We start from the raw sequence: 24,860 nt of genomic DNA on the forward strand, positions 1-24,860 counted from the left end.
AATTTGAGTCTAGAAAGAAATGTGGATTCATTTTATCTGACAATATTGGTATATATCATCATCAAATTTATATTTTGTAGTATATGCAGGAGTATCGTGTTTTAGGTAAGCTGTAAATTATCATTGATGAACAGACAATTGCTCAAAGTTTTAAATGAAGTAATTTATGTTAGCTGTATTTTACAGATACAATTAACTTTGGAAATGGTTTTTAGGGGTATTAATCAAGATTTTTTTCAAATTGAATAAATAACTTCCATATGATTTTACGAGTCGTTTTTTGAAAAGTGTTATCTATACCTTATAAAATAGATTCAAATATTTTGCTAACTTCTGTTATAAAATGTATCAATTAAAAAATAACTTTTCAATTAAATGAATTCTACAACTGGAATCGCTTTATGCAAATTGTTAGTTCACAACAATGTTAGCTACTGTTATGAGAGATTAAGTCACACTAAAATTGGCGAAAAAGAAGCAAAAAATTTTTAAAAATCTAAATCATTAAATATCTTATTTTCATTTGAATGATACCATTTGAATTTGCTGAAAAGCTTATCTTTTGTCTATATTAATTGGGTGTAAAGAATACAATATGCTATTGTTGTGTTATTCTATTTTACATCCAAAAAGAACGCGTAGAATAGTGAGAAAGTTAGGTGCAATAAACAGTATTTTAATAAATAAAGTAAAAAATAATATTTTTTCATAAAAGGTGTTGACCAAATGAAAAGTCGACCGTATGTTCCCATTCATTTTCTACAAGCAAAATAATTGTGTGGGAGCGCGTAGCTCAGTTGGTAGAGCAACTGACTTTTAATCAGTAGGTCCAGGGTTCGAATCCCTGCGCGCTCACCATAGATAATATTTCCAAATTCCCCGTAAATTAGTGAAAAATTATTTAAACTATTTATAAATTACACTTACCTTCTATTATTCAGTCTAGTTTAATTCACAATTTATATTATAGCATTTTATTTTTGATTTTATATTTTAATCTATTGATTTTGTTTAATTTTAATTCATGCTTGGTGATACATTATCACTATAAATTATAACAAATATTCTTTTATATTACATTAATATCTTGATGAAAGATGGCTTTTTAGAATACCAATAAATTTAATAAATATAGTCATCCACAGATATAAATTTCAATCATACACAAAGAATGCGATTTGTATATTTACAATAAAAGCTAAAAAAGGATAAGCGGGCTGATAAATGCTTTTAAATAGTAAAAGAGAGTTACCCTCCGTTGTTAAAGTGATATTTCAATTTGTGTTTATAGTTGGTGTTGGGCTATTAACGGCTTGTGCAAACCAAACAACACAATTTGCAGAAAAAAGCTCTAATAATAAGACACCTAAGGTAAAAGCGGCAAAAGCTGTTACTGTACCTGAAAAGGTTTTAAATACACAGAATAAATCAAAAAATAAAGGTGGTAGAGCCGTTGTTGGTAAACCTTATCAAATAAAAGGAAAGTGGTATTATCCGGAAGACGATCCAACTTATAAACGTGTTGGTCAAGCTTCATGGTATGGCTCAGATTTTCATGGGCGTTTAACTGCAAATGGTGAGATCTATGATATGAATCTCTTGACTGCTGCTCATCCTACAATGCCTTTGCCCAGTTATGCTCGCGTTACAAACCTAGAAAATGGCTCTTCTATTATTGTTAGGGTAAATGATCGTGGTCCTTATATAAAAGATAGAATTATTGATTTATCAAAACAAGCTGCAACAATTCTTGGTTATGTCGATAAAGGGGTGACGAATGTTAAAGTAGAGTACGTCAGTAAAGCGCCTGTAAATGATTATGATAGCACTTATTTAATGGCCTCTTATACGTCTGGAGATTATAATTCATCTATGATGTTAGCGTTGGCGAATACTCCAGAAGATAAGAAAGATACTGTATTTTTTGCATTTTATACAAATTCCCAAAAACAGCCGGTGAAGACTATGATGAATCCAAAACAACCAATTGGGAGCTTTTTGATAAAATTACCAGATATTGGTCCTGTTTTGACAGATAAACCTGCATCACTTAATCAAGTAGCTTTTGCTAATAAACTCAATAAAGGAAATCCAGGATAAATCGATTACAATTGTTGTAGAAAGAAAAACTGTATTTTTATATGCATTAAAAAGTAACTGAATGATCCAAGGAAATTGAATTTGATATAATTATCTTCATTTAAGAACAAAGTTGAATTAAATATATTTATAGCAAGTCAATAGTTGAATGAAGTATTATAGGTAAATCCTATATAACAAGAAAAATATATAATATATAATATGTTATATTAATAATATAATGTGTTTTATGACTTTATTTTAATAATTATAAGAAAAACAAAAAATTTTTTAATTTATAAATATATTTCTTTTGAAAAAGGAATGCTCTCTTTTTTTGTGCAATCTTCTTTTTATGCTGATTTTTTAGATAAAGAAGAATCGGCCGCATATAGCATTAAAGTTTTTTATTTATTTTAGAAATTAACGCTTAGTATATAAAAAACATAAAATTTCAAATTTCTATATCGCAATCGTTATTATTGATGCTGCATAAGGATAATATGATTTGAGAAACAAAATAGTATTACTTTTTTCTATTTTCAGTAGCAAAATTAATAGCAACTGAAGTAATATTTTATTTATTTAAAAATTGCTTTTTATAAAATAATAATTGGACACTTGCAAAAACACTTATAATGTAGGCCAAGATAAAGGATTAAGGTTCATACGTGTCAGGTTATTTTATTACATTTGAAGGAGGAGAAGGAGCAGGCAAAACGACTCAAATTTCTTTGCTTGCACAGTATCTTCGTAGTAAAAACTATGATGTTGTTATAACTCGGGAACCTGGTGGAACAGCAGGTGCTGAAGCAATGCGCTATATTTTACTATCAGGTAATACAGAACAATATGGAGCATTCACTGAAGCAATTTTATTTACAGCAGCACGTGTTGATCATGTTACTGAAATTATTTTGCCTTCTTTGCAGGCAGGAAAAATTGTTTTATGTGACCGTTTTATTGATTCTATGCGTGTTTATCAAGGGCTTAATAATAAGGTAAATTCCCATCTTCTTTCCATTTTAGAGCGTATAGGTCTAGGTAAGGTTATGCCCAATTTGACATTTTTATTGGATATACCAGCAACGTTTGGTATGGAGCGCACAGATTTACGAAGGAAAGAAACTGGAAAGATCGATTATTTCGAAAAAGATCAATTAAATATTCAAGAGCAAAGACGACAAACTTTTCTTCGATTGGCTAGAAATGAATCTCATAGATTTCGTGTAATTGACGCAACTTGTGCAGTAGGAACGATAGCGTCACAAATAAAGGATATCTGTCATCAGTTAATATTGGGTCATGTGCCATGAATGATATCAACTTTTTGCGTCAATATGACGATATCGAGGGGATTTTATCACCATCACAAAATAACATCATCATTGGTCATAAAGAAGTTCGTCATTTTTTGGCGCAGATATGTAAAGAAGGGCGTATACCTCATGCATTATTATTTGAAGGAGAAAGGGGGATTGGTAAAGCAACGTTAGCATTTCACTTTGCTTGGAATATTTTAAGTAATCAAGAAAGTGGTTTTTTACAACCAGAACATGATTCAACTGTATGGCATCAGATAATGCAAGGCAGTCATCCTGGTCTTATACATGTTTCTCGCCATTTTGATTTAAAAATACAAAAATTCAAAACAAGTATATCAATTGATGATATTCGCGATGTCACATATTTTTTAAATCAAACATCGCAAGATGGTGGATGGCGTATTATCATTATTGATTCTGCAGATGATATGAGTAGAAGTGCTGCCAATGCAATTCTCAAAATACTTGAAGAACCTCCAGCAAAAGCTTTATTTATTATTATTACACATTGTTCAGGAAAATTACTTCCGACAATTCGCTCACGCTGTCAACAAATCTCTTTGCGACCATTATGTGGTGATGAAATAAAACAAGTCATTTCACATATTCTTTCTGACCAGGTGTTTACCGATAAAAAATCTATGGAAATGGTTATTCAGAAATCCAAAGGAAATCCTCGAAAAGCGCTTTTACTTACGTGTTATGGTGGGCTTGAAATTATTCAAACCATTGATAGTTTTTTAGAACAATCCGTTTGTAATTTGGCTCTTGTACACAATCTTGCTCAGACATTTTCATCATCGGATTCGGATGTCAAATTTCAACAATTTTGCGATGAAATTCTTGATAAAATTCAAAAAAGAGCTATTATCTTAGCTGAAAAGGGAACTCTCTCTCTTTCGAAAAAATGTGCGCAAACATGGCAAGAGATTTATCAGGAAATAGCGGAACTGCAATCATTTAATCTTGATAAAAAGCAATTTGTTATCAATCTGCTTTTTAGAGTTCATAAGATCGTTCACGAATATCAGCTTTTTCCGTGACAATATGATTGATAAGCGTTATGTCATTATATCCTTTTTTTATGTTTCAACTGGGTATAACATGCGTGACACATATTATATAACAACTCCAATTTTTTATCCTAATGGTGCTCCGCATATTGGGCATGCTTATAATGCAATTGCAAGTGACGCATTAGCTCGCTTTCAACGATTAGATGGCAAAGACGTTTTCTTTCTATCTGGCACGGATGAGCATGGCCTCAAAATGCAACAAGCGGCAGAAGCATTAAATATAGCACCTCAACAACTTGCAGATCGCAACAGTGCTATTTTTAAAAAAATGCTTACAGTGCTAAATTGCTCTAATGACGATTTTATTCGCACAACAGAAGAAAGACACTATCGAACCTGTCAAGCAATTTGGAAAAAAATGGAAGCTAATGGAGATATTTACCTGGATCGATATGCCGGTTGGTATTCAGTTCGCCAAGAATCTTATTATGAAGAAAAAGATACCCAAATTGGGGAAGATGGAGTCCGTCGTGAAAAAGAGCTAGGCTCTCCAGTTGAGTGGAATGAAGAAGAAAGTTATTTTTTTAGGCTTTCTCGTTATGAAAAAGCTCTTCTTGAACATTATGAACAATGTCCTGATTTCATTGGTCCTAATGAACGGCGTAACGAGATTATAAGTTTTATCAAATCAGGGTTGAAAGATATTTCTATTTCGCGGACGAATTTTAATTGGGGAATTGGTGTTCCAAATAATTCAAAGCATGTAATGTATGTCTGGGTTGATGCACTTACAAATTATCTTACAGCAATTGATTTTTTCAATGAAACTTCAGACAAGCGTCATTTTTGGTCTGCAAGTACTCACATTATAGGTAAAGATATTATCCGTTTTCACACAATTTATTGGCCAGCATTTTTGATGTCAGCTGGAATTGAATTGCCTAAACGTGTTTTTGCACATGGTTTTTTACTAAATCGCGGAGCAAAAATGTCAAAATCCGTTGGAAATGTAGTTGATCCTTTTGAAATAGTCGATCGTTATGGCCTTGATCAAGTCCGTTATTTTTTTCTTCGTGAAGTACCATTCGGGCAAGATGGTAGTTATAATCACGAGAGTTTTGTGAATCGCATCAATGCAGATCTTGTTAATGATCTTGGCAATTTAGCGCAACGTTCTTTATCCATGATACAAAAAAATTGCGACATGAAAATTCCTACGCCAACTATGTTTTTGACTCAAGATAAACAACTTTTAGAACAATCTCTTCAGATAATTGAGGTTGCACGCCAAGCTATGTCATGCCAGGCACCGCACTTAGCACTTTCAGCTATTTTTTCAGTTGTGGCAAATGCTAATCGTTATTTTGCTAATGAAGAGCCCTGGAGTTTATGCAAAAGTAATCCAAAAAGGTTTTTTACAGTTCTTTATGTAACTTTAGAAGTTTTGCGACGGATAGGTATTATGCTTTTACCTTTTATTCCTCAATCAGCTACTAAACTTCTTGATAGTCTTGCAATTGCTAAAGAAGATCGCTTACTACGTCATATAAACGATTCGAAAATTAAAGAAGGTGTAAGTCTTCCACTACCAGTGCCAATTTTTCCCCGTTATGTCTTTAAGAAAGTTGATGTGAATGATGTTGATTGATACGCACTGTCATCTTGACTTTGAAGATTTTGCACAAGATTTGGATGGTGTTATTCAACGGGCTTTGAGTGCTGATGTTGGACGTATGATAACAATTTCAACACATGTTCATAAGTTGGATAAACTTTTAGCAATCACACAAGCTTATGATCAGGTCTTTTGTTCTGTTGGTACTCACCCCAATTATGTGTGCGAAGAGCAGAATATTAAAGCTGAAAATCTTATTTCTTTATCGAAACATCCCAAAATTGTTGCATTTGGCGAGTCTGGGCTTGATTATTATTATAATTATACTTCACCACAAGAGCAAAAGAAGAGTTTTCAAGAGCATATCATTGCTTCTCGGGAAACACAGTTACCTCTTGTAATTCATTCACGTGATGCGGATGCTGATATGGAACAGATATTACGTGAACAGATGAAAGAAGGAGAATTTCCATTTATTTTTCATTGTTATTCATCTGGGCTACAGCTTGCTCGTGCTGGCATTGAACTTGGTGGCTATATATCTTTTTCGGGTATTCTCACTTTTAAAAATGCACTTGAGATCCGTGAAATAGCAAAAATTGTACCTCATGAACGTTTGTTAATCGAAACAGATTCACCATTTTTAGCACCTGTTCCTTACCGTGGACAAATAAATGAACCATCTTTTGTATGTCATACAGCGGTTGTTTTGGCTGAAACTATTGGCTTAAGTATCGAAGAAATTGCTCAGATAACAACACAAAATGCTTTTCGTTTATTTAGAAAAATGAAATAAAAAGAATGTTTGATTGTTACCGATTTACGATATTGGGTTGTGGTTCATCTCCTGGGGTACCGCGCCCCAATGGTTATTGGGGAGCTTGTGATCCGAACAATCCCAAAAATAAGCGCTATAGAACTTCTCTATTAGTTGAACGAATTGATAAGTCGGGAAAAAAAACAACAGTTGTTATTGATACAGGTTCAGATTTTCGATCACAAATGATTGAATCGCACGTTAATCATCTTGATGCTGCTGTTTATACACATTCTCACGCAGATCATGTCCATGGTATTGATGATTTACGTAGTTATGCACTTGCACAAAAATCTTTAATAGATATTTATGCAGATTCGTTTACGCTAGAATATCTTAACACGGCTTTTGGCTATTGTTTTCAAACACCAAAGGGCTCTCGTTATCCCCCCATTTTAAAGGCACACCTTATAAATGAAAACAGTAAATTTACAATTCAAGGACAGGGGGGAGAAATTACTTTTAATACACATTTACAATTTCATGGTGCTATTTATTCTTTGGGTTTTCGTATCGGCAATGTTGCTTATTGTACTGATGTAAATCAATTTCCCGAAAAAGCATTTCAAAATCTTACGAATCTAGATGTTTTAATTATTGATTCTCTTCAATTTAAACCTCATTCAAGTCATTTTTCGGTTGATCAAGCATTGCATTGGATAGAATATTTGAAGCCTAAACGGGCTATATTAACTCATATGGATAATTCGCTTGATTATAATGATGTTTTAAATTACGTCCCACTAAATGTTGAGCCTGCTTATCAAGGGCTTACTTTTGAAACAAAGGTACTTTAGAATATATAAAATTGTTGAATTTACTTACAATAAAAGTCATGAAATAGAGAATAATTTAAACTTTAATGTCAATTAAAAGAAAAATCTCTTATACAAAAATATAACCTTTATCTAATAACTACATGTACATTATATATTCTTTATAAGAAGATTTTTTTACGCAGTTAAATGTCAATGTGTTTTTTGCAAAAAGTGGATTCAATGTACTTTCTTTCTGCTATAGTCCTACAAAAGAAAAATTTATATAAAGAATTAGAATAAGAAAAATATATATTTTAATTTATATTTTTATAGAAAGGTAAATTTATATTAATGTTAAAAAAAGTTATGATCGTGGAAGATAATGAACTTAATATGAAATTATTCCGTGATCTTGTAGAGGTGAGTGGCTATGAGACCGTTGAAACACGTAATGGTCTTATTGCATTAGATTTAGCTCGCTCAGCGATGCCTTCTCTTATTGTTATGGATATTCAGTTACCTGAAGTTTCAGGAATTGATGTTATTAAACAGCTAAAAAAAGATGAAGAGCTTAAATCTATTCCTATTGTCGCTGTAACAGCTTTTGCCATGAAGGGGGATGAAGAGCGGATTCGCGCAAGTGGCTGTGAAGAATATATGTCAAAGCCTATTTCTGTTCCGCATTTTATTACAATGCTGAAGTCCTTTTTAGACTAAAATTTTATTGAGCTTTCTTTTTAAACAGCAATAAAGAGAATCACACTAAAAGTATGACTTTAAAGATAATTTTTAGGTATGCTGTTAAAGATAAAAACCCCACTGAAAAATGGGATTTTACATATCATACAAGAACTAAAATTAACGCTTTGAGAATTGGAAAGAGCGACGTGCTTTCGCTTTACCATATTTTTTGCGTTCAACAACGCGACTGTCTCGTGTAAGAAAACCACCTTTTTTTAAGATAGTACGAAGTTCCGGCTCATAATAAGTTAGAGCTTTAGAAATTCCATGACGTACTGCACCTGCTTGACCGGAAAGACCACCACCAGCAACAGTTGCGACAATATCAAATTGTGTATCTCTGTTAGTTATAACAATCGGCTGACGAAGAATCATTCTAAGAACAGGACGGGCAAAATATTTATCGAACTCTTTGTTATTAATAGTAATTTTTCCAGAACCTGGCTTGACCCATACACGGGCAACAGCATCTTTACGTTTTCCTGTTGCATAAGCACGCTTTTGTGAATCAAGTTTCTGCACGTGAATAGGAGCAGTTTTATTATTCACTTCTACAGTGGATATTGTTGCGCCAAGTTCAGAAAGAGAGTTAATTTCAGCCATAATTTAAGCAATCCTTTTATTTTTGCGGTTTAGAGCACCGACATCAAGAGTTTCGGGCTGTTGCGCTGCATGTGGATGTTGACTACCGGCATAAACACGTAAATTTTTCATTTGACGACGACCAAGTGGACCACGGGGAATCATGCGCTCTACCGCTTTTTCAACAATTCGTTCAGGAAAGCGACCTTCAAGAATTTGACGAGCTGTACGTTCTTTAATGCCGCCGATATAGCCAGTATGCCAATAATATTTCTTATCAGTATATTTTCTGCCAGTAAGAGCTATTTTCTCTGCATTGATAACAATGACATTATCACCGTCATCAACATGGGGGGTAAAAGTAGTTTTATGTTTGCCACGTAAGCGATTGGCAACGAGCGTGGCAAGACGACCTAAAACAAGGTTTTCTGCGTTAATAATAACCCATTTCTTTACCACTTCAGTTGGCTTTTGTGAAAAAGTTGCCATAGAAGTATCCTTTATTAAAGCCCTTTAATATGAAAACATTTTTTGTTGTTTTACGTTATGAATGATTATCACAACAAAATACATCTTAGTGTATATTATTTATTTGATATAATGTCTTATGATTTGCGTCAAGAAAAAATAAAACTAATAAAATAACGCATTACAACTAAGAATATTTGTAATATTCTTAGTTGTAACATTCTACTCATATCATGAGATAAAACGTTTGCTATATACAACATTTCATTTTTTAAGTGTTCATTGTATTTTTGCCGTTTTCATTGTACATAAAAAGGATAATGCAGCTATCTTATTATTGTCTTAATGTTAAATCTTCTGCTTGTGGTCAGGCTTGGGTAGATCCTCTTGATATTCAGGGAATTAATAATGCTCGTGCTATTTCTCAAAAATTTGGTTTTCCAGATCAGTTAGCTCGGGTCCTTGCAGCAAGGAACGTTGATGAATCTGAAGCTGTTGCTTTTATTAATCCCACGCTACGCAATTTACTACCTAATCCAGAAAGCTTTACGGATATGCAATGTGCAGCAGAGCGCCTGGTTACAGCTATTATGAACCAAGAAAAAATAGCTGTTTTTGGGGATTATGATGTTGATGGAGCTTGTTCATCAGCGCTTTTGGCGCGTTTTTTACGTTATTTTGGTATAACAGTTAAAATCTATATTCCTGATCGTATTGTTGAGGGTTATGGCCCGAATGAACAAGCAATGAAAATGCTGGTAGAAGAAGGGGCAAGTTTAATTATTACTGTTGATTGTGGGGCAAACAGCCCAGATGCATTGAAAGCAGCTAGGCTTGCAGGTGCTGATGTTGTGGTTTTAGATCATCACCAAATGTTAGATGTTCATCAAGAGGCTGTTGCTCTTGTTAATCCTAATCGCCCCGATGATTTTTCTGAACAAGGGCATTTATGTGCTGCTGGCATCGTATTTGTTACATTAGTATGGGTAAATCATTTACTGCGAAAGCAAAAATGGGTAGAGACTGTTCCTGACCTTTTGAGTATGCTTGATCTTATTGCGTTAGCCACTGTATGTGATGTGGTTCCATTGAGAGGTGTTAATCGCGCTTTTGTAGTTAAAGGGCTTCAAGTCGCGCGTTCTATGCACAATGCTGGGATAGCTGCTTTAGCAAAGGTTGCGCGTATAGGTGAGCCGATTAATAGTTTTCATTTAGGTTTTCTATTAGGGCCTAGAATTAATGCGGGAGGACGTATTGGAGATCAAGCTTTGGGAGCACGTTTGCTCAGCTGTGATGATAGAGATGAAGCTGATAAAATGGCAGAGCAATTAAATCAACTTAATCAGGAACGCCAAGAGATGGAAGCTACTCAATTAGCTCAAGCAGAAGCTTATATTAATTCTATTTATCATGGTAACGAAGTGCCATCATCACTTGTAGTTGCTTGCCAAGAATGGCATCCAGGAATTGTTGGTATTCTTGCATCCCGTTTAAAAGAACGTTTCTTTTGTCCTGTTTTTGTAATTGCTTTGAAAGCAGATGGTAGCGGTACAGGATCAGGCCGCTCAATTAGTGGTATAGATTTGGGAGCACTTGTTCATGAGGCTGTTACACTGAATTTATTAGAAAAAGGGGGAGGGCATAGTATGGCAGCTGGGATTACAATTCAATCTACAAAAGTTAAAGCTTTTCGAGAATGGTTAGAAGAAAAAGTTTATTCGGTAGTTTCGCAATTGCGTGCTAAAAAGTCTCTCAGTATAGATGGTTTTCTTTCTGCTTCTGGTGCTAATAAAGATCTTTTTGATATGATTGAAAAAGCAGGCCCTTTTGGTTCAGAAAATGCGACACCTGTTTTTGTCCTTCCTTCTCATCGATTAGTTAGTGTATCTGAGGTTGGGAAAGGGCATTTGCGCCTCTTTGTTTCTGATCTTGAAGGTAAAAAACTTCAAGGAATAGCTTTTCATGCAGTGGGAACATCCCTTGGCAATTTTCTTTCTGAAAATGTTGGTGAAACAATTCATGTGGCGGGCAATCTTAGTTTAAATTACTGGAATGGAACAATCAACCCGCAATTACGTGTTATTGATGCGGCAGCAGTGGTTTGATAAACATTTTTCCGATTAGATATCGAGATTATGGGCAAAAGTTGAATTTTCCTGTATGAATCGAAATCGTGCTTCTGGTTTTGACCCCATTAAACTTTCTACTGTCTCTTTAGTTTTTTGCATTTCAAGTGCATCGATAGAAATGCGCAAAAGTGTGCGTTTTTGGGGATGCATAGTTGTTTCTTTAAGCTGTTGCGCGCGCATTTCTCCAAGGCCCTTGAAACGCCCGATTTCAATTTTAGCTTTTCCAGTAAATTCTGTTTTTAGCAATTCGTCCTTATGAGCATCATTACGTGCATAAGCTACTTTTCCTCCTTGTGATATTCTGTAAAGAGGAGGTACAGCAAGATATAAATGCCCCCCACGGATGAGCTCTGGCATTTCTTGAAAGAAAAAGGTTATTAAGAGTGAAGCAATATGTGCACCATCAACATCTGCGTCAGTCATAATAATAATACGTTCATATCTGAGATTATCTTCACGATATTTAGAACGTGTTCCACATCCAAGCACAAGGATAAGATCACTAATTGTTTGGCTTGTAATCATCTTCTCACGTGCAGCACTAGCTACGTTTAAAATTTTTCCCCGAAGAGGTAAAATTGCTTGGTTTGCTCTATTACGTGCTTGTTTGGCAGAACCGCCAGCCGAATCTCCTTCAACAATAAATAATTCAGCGCCAGCGGCAGAATTTTGGCTGCAATCTGCTAATTTACCTGGCAGACGTAATTTACGCACAGCTGTTTTTCGATTTATTTCTCTATCTTGACGTCGTTTTACACGTTCTTCAGCTCGTTCAATAACCCAATCGAGAAGTTTTGTTGCCTCTTGTGGAGAATTAGCAAGCCAATGGTCAAAAGGATCGCGTATTGCATTTTCAACAATACGTTGCACTTCAATTGTAGCTAATCGATCTTTAGTTTGTCCAACAAATTCAGGTTCTCTAATAAAGACTGAAAGCACTGCAATGGTTGATGCCATAACATCATCAGAAGTAATAATAGTAGCACGCTTGTTTCCTATTAATTCAGCATAAGCTTTCAGTCCACGCAGAAGAGCTTGCCGCAGCCCTGTTTCATGTGTTCCACCTTCTCGTGTAGGAATAGTGTTGCAGTAGGATTGTATACCAGCATCACCGTTATGCCAAGCTACCGCCCATTCAACTGAGCCATGATTAGCAAGTTGTTTTATTTTACCAGAAAAGATTTCAGTTGTTATACAATATTTATCATTTAATAATGATGATAAATAATCTTTAAGCCCATCTGGAAAATGAAAAGTAGCTTTTTCAGGAATATTATTGATACCTTCAAGTACTATGGGATCACAACTCCAGCGAATTTTAACTCCACTGAAAAGATAGGCTTTAGAACGCGCCATTTTGTAAATTTTTTCTGGTTCAAAAACTGTTTTTTCACCAAAAATTTTACTATCAGGATGAAAACGAACTCGCGTACCGCGGCGGTTGTAAACATCACCTAAATCTTGTAATCCAGATTGAGGAATACCACGTGAGAAACACTGACGGTAAAGTTTGCGTTCCCGTGCTACTTCAACTTCCATATCATCAGAAAGAGCGTTAACAACGGAAATACCTACTCCATGTAAACCACCAGAGGTTTGATAAGCTTTCCCATCAAATTTTCCCCCTGAGTGAAGTTGTGTCATAATGACTTCAAGGGTAGATTTATCTGGCATTTGAGGATGGTTTTCAATGGGGATTCCACGTCCATTATCCATAACTGTTAAATAACCATCTTTATCCAGTGATACATCAATTAAATCAGCGTAACCAGCAACAGCTTCATCCATCGCGTTATCAATGATTTCAGAAAATAAATGATGAAGTGCTTTGCTATCTGTTCCACCGATGTACATTCCAGGTCGCAAACGTACAGGTTCCAAACCTTCAAGTACTCGGATGGATGATGCATTGTAGTTATTCATTTCCGCATTATCCTTAGAAGCAGATACAGGTGCCTTTGAAGGTATTGCTTTTGAATTTATTGGAGTTTTCTGATTATTTGCTTTCGTTTCCATACGAAGCTGAGCTTTATTTAAAATACTAAAAAGATCTTTATTATTATCGCTCATAGCATTCAATTATCTATCTAAATTGTAAGTTATTTAAAATAAACGTTTAATCGAAATAAGTTTTATGCCTGTTTTTTATTTAAAAATCAACGCACTTAAGAAATATCAATTGTTGGACCAAAAATTTGTTCAAATGTTTGTTTTAGCGCAATATCAACATCATGTATTGTTACAGGTAAGCCTAGATCAATTAAGCTTGTTACACCATAATCTGCAATTCCGCATGGGACAATTCCTGAGTAATGATTTAAGTTAGGATCAACATTGATAGCAATTCCATGAAAACTTACCCACTTACGTATGCGGATACCAATAGCAGCGATTTTATCTTCACAAGGGATACCTTTTATTGTTTGTGGACGATCTGGTCGTGTAACCCAAACACCAATTCTATCTTCACGACGTTCACCTTTAATATTAAATTGTGCAAGCATCTGAATAATCCACTGTTCTAATGCACTAATAAAGGCGCGTATATCTTGCTTTCGGCGTTTCAGATCAAGCATAATATAAGCAATACGCTGTCCGGGGCCATGATATGTAAATTCACCACCACGGCCAGCTTCATATACAGGAAATAAATTAGGTGCTAGAAGATCCTTTTTGTTGGCGCTTGTACCAGCTGTATAAAGGGGAGGATGTTCAAGAAGCCAAATTTGTTCATGTGCGGTTTTTGCAGAAATATTTTCCACACGCTCTTGCATATAACAGAGTGCTTCCGGATATTCGATTAAACCATCACTTATTTTCCACTCGACCGGTGAGCTAGGATAGGTTGTTTTAAAATCATGCAATAAATGGTCACGATCAGTACGGTTTAATTTAAATGTCATCAGAAATATGTATATTAGAGTTATATTTAGTTTACTATTGGCAACAGTAAATCACATAGCAAGACATGGGGTTGTTTATTACAATCAAAATAGAAAATGAGTGATATCGATAATTTTTCTCTGTTAGTGAAAACACTTAATTATTTCTACCATTTTAATTGAGTAGAAAGCCGTTAGTCAAATTATAAGTAGACATTATAGCTGTATTATTATGTTGAATTTAAAGTTCGCAATTTTATTGATTAGTAAATGTATTACAATCCTAATTTTTAGTACTACATTTGAAAGCTTTTAATCTATTAAGAGCGACAGCAACTTACCTAATAAATTAAAAATGCAATTAATGTGAGTATAATAAATTAGAATTTAATATAAAACTAGCAAAATATCTCATTAATTAAATGATGGGCATATGGTATCATTGTATTTCAATGATTGAGCGAAAAATTTATATTAATTAAGTGCCATTTCTTTTAAAAAATGAATATATATTAAGATGTCACTTAGATATAACATTGAAGCATAATTTTAAAAAAGATTTTACTCCATCTAAGCAGATTGAGCATAAATTAGCAATTTAAGGTATTTTGTGACAAAAACCAATGAGCATTTTACCATCTTCCTGATGCTCCATCACCTCATGATGAACCTCCTCTACTTTTAAACTCACTACCACCTGAATATCTTCCAAATCTTTTATTATAGTGTTTTTGTTTAGCATTTATATTAGTAAACCAAAGCGTGAAAACTGTACTCATCCAACGATATTTTCGTGGACCTATTTTTTTACCAAAAATAATTGCAAGAATAGGCAAACCAACCATTGTAAAAAAGATTAAAAAGAAAATAATATTTGCTATCATTTCTTCTTTTTCAGCTCGTTTACTTTGTACTTCAATAATTTCAGCCTTTGCTTTGATTCTAGACATAACATCAGCATTACTTCCTGTAATAACTTCAGTAATTGCGTTAACTGCTTCAATAATCCCTTTTTGATAGTTTTCTTCATGAAAATTGGGAACAATAAAATTGTTAATAATGACTGCAGAAATCGCATCTGTTAGCTCTTTTTCCAAACCATAACCCACCTCAATACGTACTTTGCGCTCGTTTGGTGCAACGACAAGTAGCACACCATTATTAACCTCTTTTTACTCCAAGCTCCATGTGCGAAAAAGAGAATTGCTATAAGTTTCAATGTTGATTCCTGAAAGAGTAGGGACAGTCACAATGACAATTTGGTCACCTGTTTTTTTGTAATGCAGACAGCTTTTCTGTCAGACTTTTTATCGTTGTAGTATCAAGAAAATGGGCAACATCATTAATATGACCTGTAAAGAGAGGAAATTGAATTTGTGAATAAGCAGTATTATTCAATGTAATTGCAAAAAATAGAAAACTTATGAAAGACTATAAGTATAAAAAAGTGTTACGTTGAATAAGTTGAATAAAATGAAATGATACCATTAATTGAAATTGACCTTTAGTATTTGTTGGGCATTAATATCAATGGTAAATGTTTGCATAGGCTTAGCATCACGAAACCATAGTTTTACCCAAATCATTGTTTGCATTGTTTTCAATGCAGTATTATATATACGTACTGCTTCAATATAATCACGGCGAGCAACGGAAATTCGATTTTCAGTTCCTTTTAATTGTGATTGAAGAGCAAGAAAATTTTGATTAGCTTTGAGGTCAGGATAGTTTTCAACAACAGCTATAAGACGTGAAAGCACACTCGACAAATTAGCTTGGTTATTGAGGTATTGTTGCATAACTTGTCGGTTATTCAATATATCTGCGTTAATGGTCATTTGCATTGCTTTTGCACGTGCTTCAATAACGCTAGTAAGAACAGCTCGTTCATGGGATGCGTAAGCTTTGATAGTTTCTACGAGATTAGGGATGAAATCTGTACGGCGTTGATATTGATTGAGAACATTACTCCATACCGCATATGCTTTTTCTTGATGTTGGGATTGTATTAAATCCACAATCACTTAAAAATGGTATTAAAAATGCTGACGCAACGGCAATTGAGAATCGTCTTAATATTTTTGTCACAAGATAAGTAGGTATTTAAGTATACCTGGCATAAGAATATCTCCAAAGCTATTTTGCACACTATACTACATAAAGTGTATTTTACTTAGGAAAAGTATCTTGAATTTCGTAAATAGCAAATTTTCATTTTATCAAATAGTTCATTTAGATCTTATTACGTATTTCAATCAATTGAAACAACCAATGATAATATGGTTTTTTATCCGCGTTATTTCAGAAGTTTATCTGACAAAATTCAATTCTGCCCATGTTGAATATAAGTATATGCAATTTTTAAAATAAAGAATTTAATATATCTAGTCTAAAGAATGGGAGAGCATTTATATTCGTAACGGATTTTACTTTTAAAAATATATAAGACACATTGTGTTGTTGCTATAAAATTGTTGTGATGATGCATAGTATGAAACTATTAATATGGGGTTGTATAAGAGAGGCAATACTAAAATTTCACTATAGTAAAATTGGTATATTTTTAGAATGGTTTTGCAATTATTTGCTTTAAGATAAAATACTATAAATACTCTTTTTAATTTCTAATTTATCTCATTTATGGCCTGTGAAATAAATAAAATAAGCTTTGTTTATTGATTGGAATTATACATTGTTTGAAGAGCTTAAAAAGTTACTATCATATTCGAAGTTTATTGATGTATAAAAAAGGGTTGGGAAGAGTGTCTTAATTGTAGGGGCTTATTTTCAAAAGAAAATTTTAGCTTCAAAGAAAAGGTAGAGGGGATGTATTTTGTAATTTGTTGATATCACTTTATGCTTTCTGAAATATTGAAAAAATGTGAATAACTATAGAAATACTACAATGATATAGTTTATTTTTGATTGGAAAATTTTGTTGGTACTTCTTTAATGGCAAAAAACATATTTGTAATGTTAGTTTTAAGAGTTGCTTTGCAAATAGAGATTTTAGTGTTGATTATAAGCTCTTTTTCTAAGTTTATAGGGGTGTTAGAATGATCCCAGTCAATGAATTGTGGCAGAAATTATGGTTTAGTTTTCAGTATAACATTGTTTTGTTTTTTAACATTTCTGGTAACCGTAAAAAAGTTTCATTTACTTACGAGTCACTGACTTATAATCACAATTAATTGTTTAAGATACTATAGAATATATTTTTTATGATTGTGTCATTTTTATTATAGCTCTTTTTGAAAAGATTCTGTAATGGAGATAAATATATCATTATGTGGTTCTCAACATTATCTCCGGAGTAACTTATGAACACAAAATGTTTAATTAGCACATCTATTATCACTCTATTTACAGCTTCTGCAGCACAAGCAGCAGATATTATAGTACCTCAAGAATCGAGGCCCATCGTTTCACCTCCTAGTAAAATGTCAAAACAAGTTTTACCGCCAGTTGAAATGAATCCGAACTCTGATGCTCCACCAGTTATCTCTGCACCTACTTTCTCTTGGAATGGTTTTTATCTTGGAGGGCAGATTGGTGGCTTCTCAGGTAAAACTAGCATCAATTTATACGCTAAAAAAGAGACCGGCACGAGAGAATGGACTCCTGTTGAAAAAGATAAATTACCTCAACTTTCTGGTTTTATGGGTGGTCTTTATGCAGGAGCCAATGTCGATCTAGGAAATAGCCTTGTTCTAGGTGTTGATACGGATATAGTTTGGTCCAATAAACAGGATACAAAAATTGTTGCAAGAAGGAAATCTGAAGAACTAGAAGAAATAGAAGGGGTAGAGGAAGTAGAAGAACTAGCAGAAAGGACAAGGCGTCAAATTGAAGGTGTACAGATGGATAGTAGAGAAATCTCAGTATCTCCTGCAAAAGAAGAGAAAAGAGTAAGGAGAAGTAAACGTAGTAGAGGTGAAACAGGTCCAGCGGGCCCTACTAGTTCTATAAGCTCTGTAGCAGCACAAGAGGTCAATATTCGAGAAGTTCGTAGTGAAGAAGGAAGACAGAATTTAGAAAAACAATCTTCACAGCAAGTAAGAAAAGAAAGGCTTCAAATACAAGAAGCTAGACCTTTAATTTCATCTGCAATGCGTGTAAGGGAAACAAAGCAAGTACAAGTAGATGAGGAGGAAATTGCTGATGAAGTCTATAGTAACACTTTAAAACAAAAATGGTCTGGTGCTACACGGGTACGTATAGGCTTTTCAGTTGATCGTGTGATGCCTTATATTGCTGGCGGTGTTGCTTATGCGCAGATTCAAAATACTCTTTCCAAATCAATTGAGATATTGAGTAAAGAAATACCTTCTTCTAGCGTATCAGATACAAAAATGATGGTAGGTTATACTCTTGGTGGTGGTGTTGATTTTGCAATGGCTGATAATGTTATCTTACGTGCGGAATATCGTTATTCAGATTTTGGTAAGCAGAAATTCGCTAAGGATGAATTAGAAATTGATTACCAAACCAATGATTTTCGGGTTGGTGTTGCTTATAAATTCTAATTTGTTATATAGCGCTCAAGTCACTTAAAAAGCTTTATCTTTGATAAAGCTTTTATTTTTATCTATTGTTATGCTTTTCCGAATCAGAGGAGGGAAATAGTTATAATTACAGTCTATAACGAAAAGAAAGATAAAAATTTCATTTCTTATTATTATTTAATCCATTATAAAATATACTATTGAAATCAATAGAGTATATTCTGTAAAAATATATGGTGGGCAATGAGAGACTCGAACTCCCGACATCCTCGGTGTAAACGAGGCGCTCTACCAGCTGAGCTAATCGCCCATTCAATGACTTGTCATTGGATGAGAGCTTTTTAAGGAAAATTTAATTTAAACGCAAGAATAAAAGATATTTTTATTTGATATTTTTTAAAGGATATTAATTTTTTATTTTTTTGAAAAAAACGCATTAAGAATGCTTGACAGAAACGAATGAACCTCTTACACCAGCTAGACAATTGGTGCGCGGGTGTAGCTCAGTTGGTTAGAGTGCTGGCCTGTCACGCCGGAGGTCGCGGGTTCGAGCCCCGTCACTCGCGCCATTTTATAGTGTTTTCTTAATTTGCTCTTGTAATGTACATATTTTATTTGCAGGGTACTTAAGAAAGTTTAGTGTTAGCTATAAAATTCTTTTTAACATTTCAATTTTTCCTCTTTATTTATATAGTTTGTAAGAATAGGGCTTGCGTCTTTTTTTGCGCTGCTGTACCTATATAATAAGAAAAAATTGCACGGCATGCCTTTTGAAGCTGTACGAGCGGGATTAGCGGGACAATTATGATAATTTATGTTCTTATCTAGACAATATCAAACAATTACGTTGCTTCAGATACTTTATAAAAGCGGAAAAAAATGATGACTCATTTGTTGAGTTCCTACTTACCAGTATTGATTTTTATTATTATTTCAGCAGTTATTGCGGGAGCTCTTTTAATTACACCTTACATTGTGGCTTATCGTGCCCCTGACCCTGAAAAATTATCAGCTTATGAATGTGGGTTTAACTCTTTTGATGATGCCCGCATGAAATTTGATATTCGGTTTTATTTAGTTTCAATTTTATTTATTATTTTTGATCTTGAAGTTGCTTTTCTTTTTCCTTGGGCCGTTTCGTTTGGTTCAATAGGTATGTTGGGTTTTTGGTCAATGATGATATTTTTAGCAATTTTGACGATTGGATTTATATATGAGTGGAAAAAGGGGGCTCTTGAATGGGATTAATATTAAATAATTCAACAGTTGTAACTCCAAAGTCAAAAAAGGTGATAGGGTTGAATACTGGTGAGTTGATAGATTCTCATGATAAATTTTTTCATGATATAAATACTGAATTGTCTGATAAGGGTTTTTTAGTAACTTCAACAGATGCTTTGATAACTTGGGCGCGTACTGGCTCATTGATGTGGATGAGTTTTGGTTTAGCTTGTTGTGCTGTTGAGATGATGCAATGTTCGATGCCTCATTATGATAATGAGCGTTTTGGGTATGCACCGCGTGCTTCACCTCGTCAATCAGATGTGATGGTGGTTGCTGGTACTCTAACCAACAAAATGGCTCCTGCTTTACGTAAAGTTTATGATCAAATGCCTGAACCGCGTTATGTAATTTCCATGGGATCGTGTGCAAATGGTGGTGGCTATTACCATTATTCTTATTCAGTTGTGCGTGGATGTGATCGTATAGTACCGGTAGATATTTATATTCCGGGGTGTCCTCCTACAGCAGAAGCGTTGCTTTACGGTATATTGTTATTGCAAAAAAAAATCCGTCGTACTGGGTCTATAGAGCGATAGAGGTTTTGGAGATGTTTGAATCGTTAAATGAGCTTGCTGCCTATTTGAAAAATCAATTAGGAGATAAAGTGGAAGAAAGTGTGCTTGCGTTTGGCGAATTGACGATTGTGTCACGTCTTGATGCAATTACTGATGTCTTAATGTTTGTGCGTGATGATTCTCGCTGTCAGTTTGTTAATATTACAGACGTTAGCGGTGTTGATTATCCTTCTCGAAATAAGCGTTTTGATGTTTCTTATCAATTATTATCTCCTCGTCACAATTTGCGGTTGCGTATTAAAGTGCGGACTGATGAAAATGTGCCAGTTCCTTCTGCGTGCTCAATTTATCCTGGGGCAGAGTGGTATGAACGTGAAACATACGATATGTATGGTATTTTATTTTCTGGTCATCCCGATTTGAGGCGTATTTTGACTGATTATGGGTTTGAAGGGCATCCTTTACGTAAAGATTTTCCGGTGACAGGATTCGTTGAATGTCGTTATGATAATGAAGTTAAAAGAGTGATCTATGAGCCTGTTGTTTTGCGGCAAGAAATGCGTAATTTTGATTTTCTTTCACCTTGGGAAGGTACTGAATATATTTTGCCGGGTGATGAAAAGATAAGCAGTGAAAAATGATATTAAGACTGATAAGAATAACATTGGGGCAAGTAGATTTTTAGATGATTGAATGTTTTCAGTAGGGAGGGATAAGTGTTTGTATGTGGTAAATCGTTACCTTGTGCTTTGCGGTACGGTAAGCAAAACTTTATTGACGTTCAACTAGGAATGTATTTTGAAAAAGCAAGGAGTTGATTGTGGCTGAAGTCAATGTCCGAAACTTTAATATCAATTTTGGTCCTCAACATCCTGCCGCGCATGGTGTTTTGCGTATGGTTCTCGAGTTGGATGGTGAAGTTGTTGAACGTGTAGATCCGCATATTGGGTTATTGCATCGTGGTACTGAAAAGTTGATGGAAACAAAAACTTATCTTCAGGCGTGCCCTTATTTGGATCGTTTGGATTATGTTGCTCCTATGAATCAGGAGCATGCTTTTGTACTTGCTATTGAAAAATTATTAAGTGTTGAGGTTCCTAAACGAGGACAGCTAATCCGTGTTTTATTTTCTGAAATCGGACGCATTCTTAACCATTTACTTAATGTGACAACACAGGCGATGGATGTTGGTGCTTTAACACCACCACTTTGGGGATTTGAGCAGCGTGAACGTTTGATGATTTTTTATGAACGTGCATGCGGTGCACGTCTTCATGCCAATTATTTTCGTCCTGGTGGTGTGCATAGAGATTTGCCGGAATCTTTAATTGAAGATATTGGTAATTTTATTGATCCATTTCTTGTTGCTCTTGGTAATCTTGATGCGCTTATAACGCCAAATCGAATTTTTAAACAACGAAATGTAGATATTGGAGTAGTAACTAGTGATGAGGCTTGGGCGCGTGGTTTTTCTGGGGTAATGATTCGCGGTGCGGGTGTTGCGTGGGATTTGCGTAAAAGCCAGCCTTATGAATGTTATGATGAAATGGAATTTGATATTCCTGTTGGTAAAAATAGTGATTGTTATGATCGTTATCTCATTCGTATGGAAGAAATGCGTCAATCAGCAAAAATTATGTGCCAGTGTGTGAATCGTCTGCTTAGTACTGAAAGAAATGGGCCGGTTTCAAATTTGGATCATAAAATTGTGCCACCAAAACGTAATGAAATGAAAAATTCAATGGAGGCACTTATTCATCACTTTAAACTTTACACGGAAGGGTTTCATACTCCTCCTGGTGAAGTTTATGCTGCTGTAGAAGCTCCAAAGGGTGAATTTGGTGTCTATCTTGTTTCTGATGGTACAAATAAGCCTTATCGTGTTAAATTGCGTGCTCCTGGTTTTGCACATCTTCAAGCTATGGATTTTCTAACTCGGGGTCATATGCTTGCAGATGCAACAGCTATTTTAGGTTCAATTGATATTGTTTTTGGGGAGGTTGATCGCTAATGTCTGTACGTCGTCTCGCAGATGACGTCCACCAACCATCAAAGTTTTCTTTTACAAAAGAAAATCAAGTGTGGGCGCAAAATACTATAGCAAAATATCCTGTGGGTCGTGAGCAGTCAGCTGTAATTCCCCTCTTAATGCGCGCTCAAGAGCAAGAAGGTTGGGTAACACGTGCTGCAATTGAGTATATTGCTCAAATGCTTTCAATGGCTTATATCCGCGTTTTAGAAATTGCTACTTTTTATACTCAGTTTCAACTTAAACCAGTTGGAACAAAAGCTCATATTCAAGTTTGTGGTACTACTCCTTGTATGTTACGTGGTTCTGATGACTTAATTAAAGTTTGCCAAAAAAAAATTCACTCTGAGCCTTTTGTTACTAACAAAGATGGAACCTTATCGTGGGAAGAGGTAGAGTGTCTTGGTGCCTGTGTTAATGCCCCAATGGTTATGATTTTTAAGGATACTTATGAAGATCTTACAGCAGAACGTCTTGAAGAAATTATAGATGCATTTAAGGCAGGGAAAAATTCTGATATAGCTGTGGGGCCGCAGAATGGTCGTAAATCATCGGAACCTATAGATGGTTTAACTTCTTTAATTGATGAGAATGAGGGGAAGAAGAAGTCATCAAAACTTTCAAAGAAAAGATAATAAAAAATAAAAACAGAATAAATAACACTTTATTAATAAAGTGTTTAGTGCTTATTTATTTAGAAATATTTTAGTATAAGTAATAACTTTTTTAAATACTGAAAAATTATTGGATTTAGGGAAATGTTGAGAACACATTCAATGTTAGAGGAAAAGGTGGGGTATGCTAACTGATAAAGATCGCATTTTCACTAACATTTATGGTTTAAAAGATAAATCATTAAAAGGTGCAATGCTGCGTGGGCATTGGGATAATACTAAGACGATTATAGAAAAAGGCCGTGACTGGATTGTTGATGAGGTAAAAAAGTCGGGGTTGCGTGGTCGTGGTGGTGCTGGTTTTCCTACTGGCATGAAGTGGTCTTTTATGCCGAAACAGAGTGATGGTCGGCCACATTATTTAGTCGTGAATGCAGATGAATCAGAGCCTGGAACATGCAAAGACCGCGATATTTTGCGGCATGATCCTCATACTTTAATTGAAGGATGTGTTATTGCTACTTTTGCAATAGGGGCAAATGTTGCTTTTATTTATATTCGTGGTGAATATATTCGTGAGCGTGAAGCGCTTCAAGCTGCAATTGATGAATGTTATAATGCTGGTTTGCTCGGTAAAAGTACTAAATATGGGCATGCTTGCGATATTATTGTTCATCATGGTGCTGGGGCGTACATTTGTGGTGAGGAAACAGCTCTTTTAGAAAGTCTTGAAGGAAAAAAAGGGCAGCCTCGGCTTAAACCACCATTTCCTGCAAATATGGGGGTTTATGGTTGCCCGACGATCGTTAACAATGTGGAATCTATAGCAGTTATTCCAACGATTTTGCGTCGGGGTGCTTCATGGTTTTCATCAATCGGTCGTTTAAATAATGTTGGAACAAAATTGTTTATGATTTCTGGTCATGTCAACGCTCCTTGTACATTTGAAGAAGCTTTAGGTGTTTCGTTCCGTGAATTAATTGAAAAGCACACCGGAGGTATTCGTGGTGGATGGAGTAATCTTTTAGCGGTTATTCCAGGTGGGGCTTCTTGTCCGGTTGTTCGGGGTGAAGATATGATAGATGCAGTCATGGATTTTGATGGAATGCGTGATGTTGGGTCTTCTTTTGGCACAGGTGGTGTGATTGTTATGGATAAATCAACAGATATTATTAAGGCAATCTGGCGTATAGCAGCTTTTTTTAAACATGAAAGTTGTGGACAGTGTACACCGTGTCGTGAAGGTACTGGTTGGATGATGCGCCTTTTAGGGCGTATGGTTGAAGGAAGAGCTCAAAAACGTGAGATTGACCTTTTATTTGAAGTTTCTAAACAGGTTGAGGGGCATACTATTTGCGCACTTGGTGATGCTGCAGCATGGCCTGTACAAGGATTGATACGTAATTTTCGTTCAGAGATTGAGCGAAGAATTGATAATTATACGCGAAATGTGGTTCAGAGCAGAAATGTTGCTTTGGAAGTAGTAGAATGAAAATTTTAT

At 34.8% G+C, this 24,860-nt stretch carries 19 protein-coding genes, 3 tRNA genes and 2 pseudogenes; 17 read left to right on the top strand and 7 right to left on the bottom strand.

From position 1 onward, the window contains the following. The first annotated feature begins 782 nt into the window (after nucleotides 1–782). The 8 genes from BBBE_RS03345 to BBBE_RS03380 all read left to right on the top strand — a co-directional run bounded on the left by BBBE_RS03345 (nucleotide 783) and on the right by BBBE_RS03380 (nucleotide 8,327). Nucleotides 783–858: transfer RNA gene (locus BBBE_RS03345), tRNA-Lys, on the top strand. A 366-nt stretch (nucleotides 859–1,224) separates the two neighbouring features. Beyond that, the gene (locus tag BBBE_RS03350) at nucleotides 1,225–2,100 is read left to right on the top strand and encodes a septal ring lytic transglycosylase RlpA family protein (protein ID WP_010701194.1); all 876 of its coding nucleotides are present in this window, start codon (nucleotides 1,225–1,227) and stop codon (nucleotides 2,098–2,100) included. 650 nt (nucleotides 2,101–2,750) lie between these two features. Then, nucleotides 2,751–3,395, top strand: a complete 645-nt coding sequence (gene tmk / locus BBBE_RS03355; protein WP_010701195.1) for a dTMP kinase — start codon at nucleotides 2,751–2,753, stop codon at nucleotides 3,393–3,395. Then, a complete protein-coding gene (locus tag BBBE_RS03360) occupies nucleotides 3,392–4,447 on the top strand; it encodes a DNA polymerase III subunit delta' (RefSeq protein ID WP_010701196.1) in 1,056 nt (351 codons plus the stop codon). The genes tmk and BBBE_RS03360 overlap by 4 nt, the downstream gene beginning before the upstream one ends. A gap of 61 nt (nucleotides 4,448–4,508) precedes the next feature. Next, complete coding sequence (gene metG / locus BBBE_RS03365; protein WP_010701197.1) at nucleotides 4,509–6,068, top strand: methionine--tRNA ligase; 1,560 nt, start codon at nucleotides 4,509–4,511, stop codon at nucleotides 6,066–6,068. Further along, entirely contained in the window at nucleotides 6,058–6,831 is a 774-nt protein-coding gene (locus tag BBBE_RS03370; RefSeq protein WP_035464647.1) for a TatD family hydrolase, read from the top strand. Before metG ends, BBBE_RS03370 begins: the two co-directional genes overlap by 11 nt. A gap of 5 nt (nucleotides 6,832–6,836) precedes the next feature. After that, the gene (locus tag BBBE_RS03375; protein WP_010701199.1) at nucleotides 6,837–7,649 is read left to right on the top strand and encodes an MBL fold metallo-hydrolase; all 813 of its coding nucleotides are present in this window, start codon (nucleotides 6,837–6,839) and stop codon (nucleotides 7,647–7,649) included. A 312-nt stretch (nucleotides 7,650–7,961) separates the two neighbouring features. Next, complete coding sequence (locus BBBE_RS03380) at nucleotides 7,962–8,327, top strand: response regulator (RefSeq protein ID WP_010701200.1); 366 nt, start codon at nucleotides 7,962–7,964, stop codon at nucleotides 8,325–8,327. A 141-nt stretch (nucleotides 8,328–8,468) separates the two neighbouring features. On the opposite strand, the gene rpsI is transcribed toward BBBE_RS03380, so the two are convergent. Then, nucleotides 8,469–8,954, bottom strand: a complete 486-nt coding sequence (gene rpsI, locus BBBE_RS03385; RefSeq protein WP_010701201.1) for a 30S ribosomal protein S9 — start codon at nucleotides 8,952–8,954, stop codon at nucleotides 8,469–8,471. A 3-nt stretch (nucleotides 8,955–8,957) separates the two neighbouring features. Beyond that, the gene (rplM, locus tag BBBE_RS03390) at nucleotides 8,958–9,422 is read right to left on the bottom strand and encodes a 50S ribosomal protein L13 (protein ID WP_010701202.1); all 465 of its coding nucleotides are present in this window, start codon (nucleotides 9,420–9,422) and stop codon (nucleotides 8,958–8,960) included. A 299-nt stretch (nucleotides 9,423–9,721) separates the two neighbouring features. On the opposite strand from rplM, the gene recJ reads away from it, so the two are divergent. Further along, nucleotides 9,722–11,506 carry a single-stranded-DNA-specific exonuclease RecJ gene (recJ, locus tag BBBE_RS03395; RefSeq protein ID WP_010701203.1) on the top strand — a complete coding sequence of 595 codons (1,785 nt, stop codon included), beginning with the start codon at nucleotides 9,722–9,724 and terminating at the stop codon, nucleotides 11,504–11,506. A 15-nt stretch (nucleotides 11,507–11,521) separates the two neighbouring features. Here the strand turns inward: recJ and parE are convergent, their stop codons facing one another. The 4 genes and pseudogenes from parE to BBBE_RS03415 form a co-directional block, all read right to left on the bottom strand. Further along, nucleotides 11,522–13,600: a DNA topoisomerase IV subunit B gene (gene parE, locus BBBE_RS03400; protein WP_010701204.1), complete on the bottom strand. Its 2,079-nt coding sequence runs from the start codon at nucleotides 13,598–13,600 to the stop codon at nucleotides 11,522–11,524. 95 nt (nucleotides 13,601–13,695) lie between these two features. Further along, entirely contained in the window at nucleotides 13,696–14,433 is a 738-nt protein-coding gene (gene lipB / locus BBBE_RS03405; protein ID WP_010701205.1) for a lipoyl(octanoyl) transferase LipB, read from the bottom strand. Between the two features lie 638 nt (nucleotides 14,434–15,071). Continuing rightward, nucleotides 15,072–15,837: pseudogene (locus BBBE_RS03410) on the bottom strand (TPM domain-containing protein). 62 nt (nucleotides 15,838–15,899) lie between these two features. Further along, nucleotides 15,900–16,515, bottom strand: a pseudogene (locus BBBE_RS03415) (LemA family protein). Between the two features lie 1,217 nt (nucleotides 16,516–17,732). Here BBBE_RS03415 and BBBE_RS03420 point away from each other — a divergent pair. After that, entirely contained in the window at nucleotides 17,733–18,938 is a 1,206-nt protein-coding gene (locus BBBE_RS03420; protein ID WP_010701207.1) for an outer membrane protein, read from the top strand. A gap of 213 nt (nucleotides 18,939–19,151) precedes the next feature. On the opposite strand, the gene BBBE_RS03425 is transcribed toward BBBE_RS03420, so the two are convergent. Continuing rightward, nucleotides 19,152–19,227, bottom strand: a tRNA-Val gene (locus tag BBBE_RS03425). A 182-nt stretch (nucleotides 19,228–19,409) separates the two neighbouring features. On the opposite strand from BBBE_RS03425, the gene BBBE_RS03430 reads away from it, so the two are divergent. The 7 genes from BBBE_RS03430 (at nucleotide 19,410) to nuoF (ending at nucleotide 24,851) form a co-directional block, all read left to right on the top strand. Then, a tRNA-Asp gene (locus tag BBBE_RS03430) sits at nucleotides 19,410–19,486 on the top strand. Nucleotides 19,487–19,799: 313 nt separating this feature from the next. After that, the gene (locus BBBE_RS03435; RefSeq protein WP_010701208.1) at nucleotides 19,800–20,165 is read left to right on the top strand and encodes an NADH-quinone oxidoreductase subunit A; all 366 of its coding nucleotides are present in this window, start codon (nucleotides 19,800–19,802) and stop codon (nucleotides 20,163–20,165) included. Further along, nucleotides 20,156–20,737, top strand: a complete 582-nt coding sequence (locus BBBE_RS03440; protein ID WP_010701209.1) for a NuoB/complex I 20 kDa subunit family protein — start codon at nucleotides 20,156–20,158, stop codon at nucleotides 20,735–20,737. Before BBBE_RS03435 ends, BBBE_RS03440 begins: the two co-directional genes overlap by 10 nt. Before the next feature lie 11 nt (nucleotides 20,738–20,748). Next, the gene (locus tag BBBE_RS03445; RefSeq protein WP_010701210.1) at nucleotides 20,749–21,357 is read left to right on the top strand and encodes an NADH-quinone oxidoreductase subunit C; all 609 of its coding nucleotides are present in this window, start codon (nucleotides 20,749–20,751) and stop codon (nucleotides 21,355–21,357) included. 179 nt (nucleotides 21,358–21,536) lie between these two features. Next, on the top strand, nucleotides 21,537–22,727 hold the full coding sequence (locus BBBE_RS03450) for an NADH-quinone oxidoreductase subunit D (RefSeq protein ID WP_010701211.1): 1,191 nt from the start codon (nucleotides 21,537–21,539) through the stop codon (nucleotides 22,725–22,727). Further along, a complete protein-coding gene (gene nuoE, locus BBBE_RS03455; protein WP_010701212.1) occupies nucleotides 22,727–23,380 on the top strand; it encodes an NADH-quinone oxidoreductase subunit NuoE in 654 nt (217 codons plus the stop codon). The genes BBBE_RS03450 and nuoE overlap by 1 nt, the downstream gene beginning before the upstream one ends. A 163-nt stretch (nucleotides 23,381–23,543) precedes the next feature. Continuing rightward, a complete protein-coding gene (gene nuoF / locus BBBE_RS03460; RefSeq protein ID WP_010701213.1) occupies nucleotides 23,544–24,851 on the top strand; it encodes an NADH-quinone oxidoreductase subunit NuoF in 1,308 nt (435 codons plus the stop codon). Nucleotides 24,852–24,860 lie beyond the last annotated feature (9 nt).

Origin of the sequence: Bartonella bovis 91-4 (assembly GCF_000384965.1) — a bacterium.
Lineage (GTDB): Bacteria > Pseudomonadota > Alphaproteobacteria > Rhizobiales > Rhizobiaceae > Bartonella > Bartonella bovis.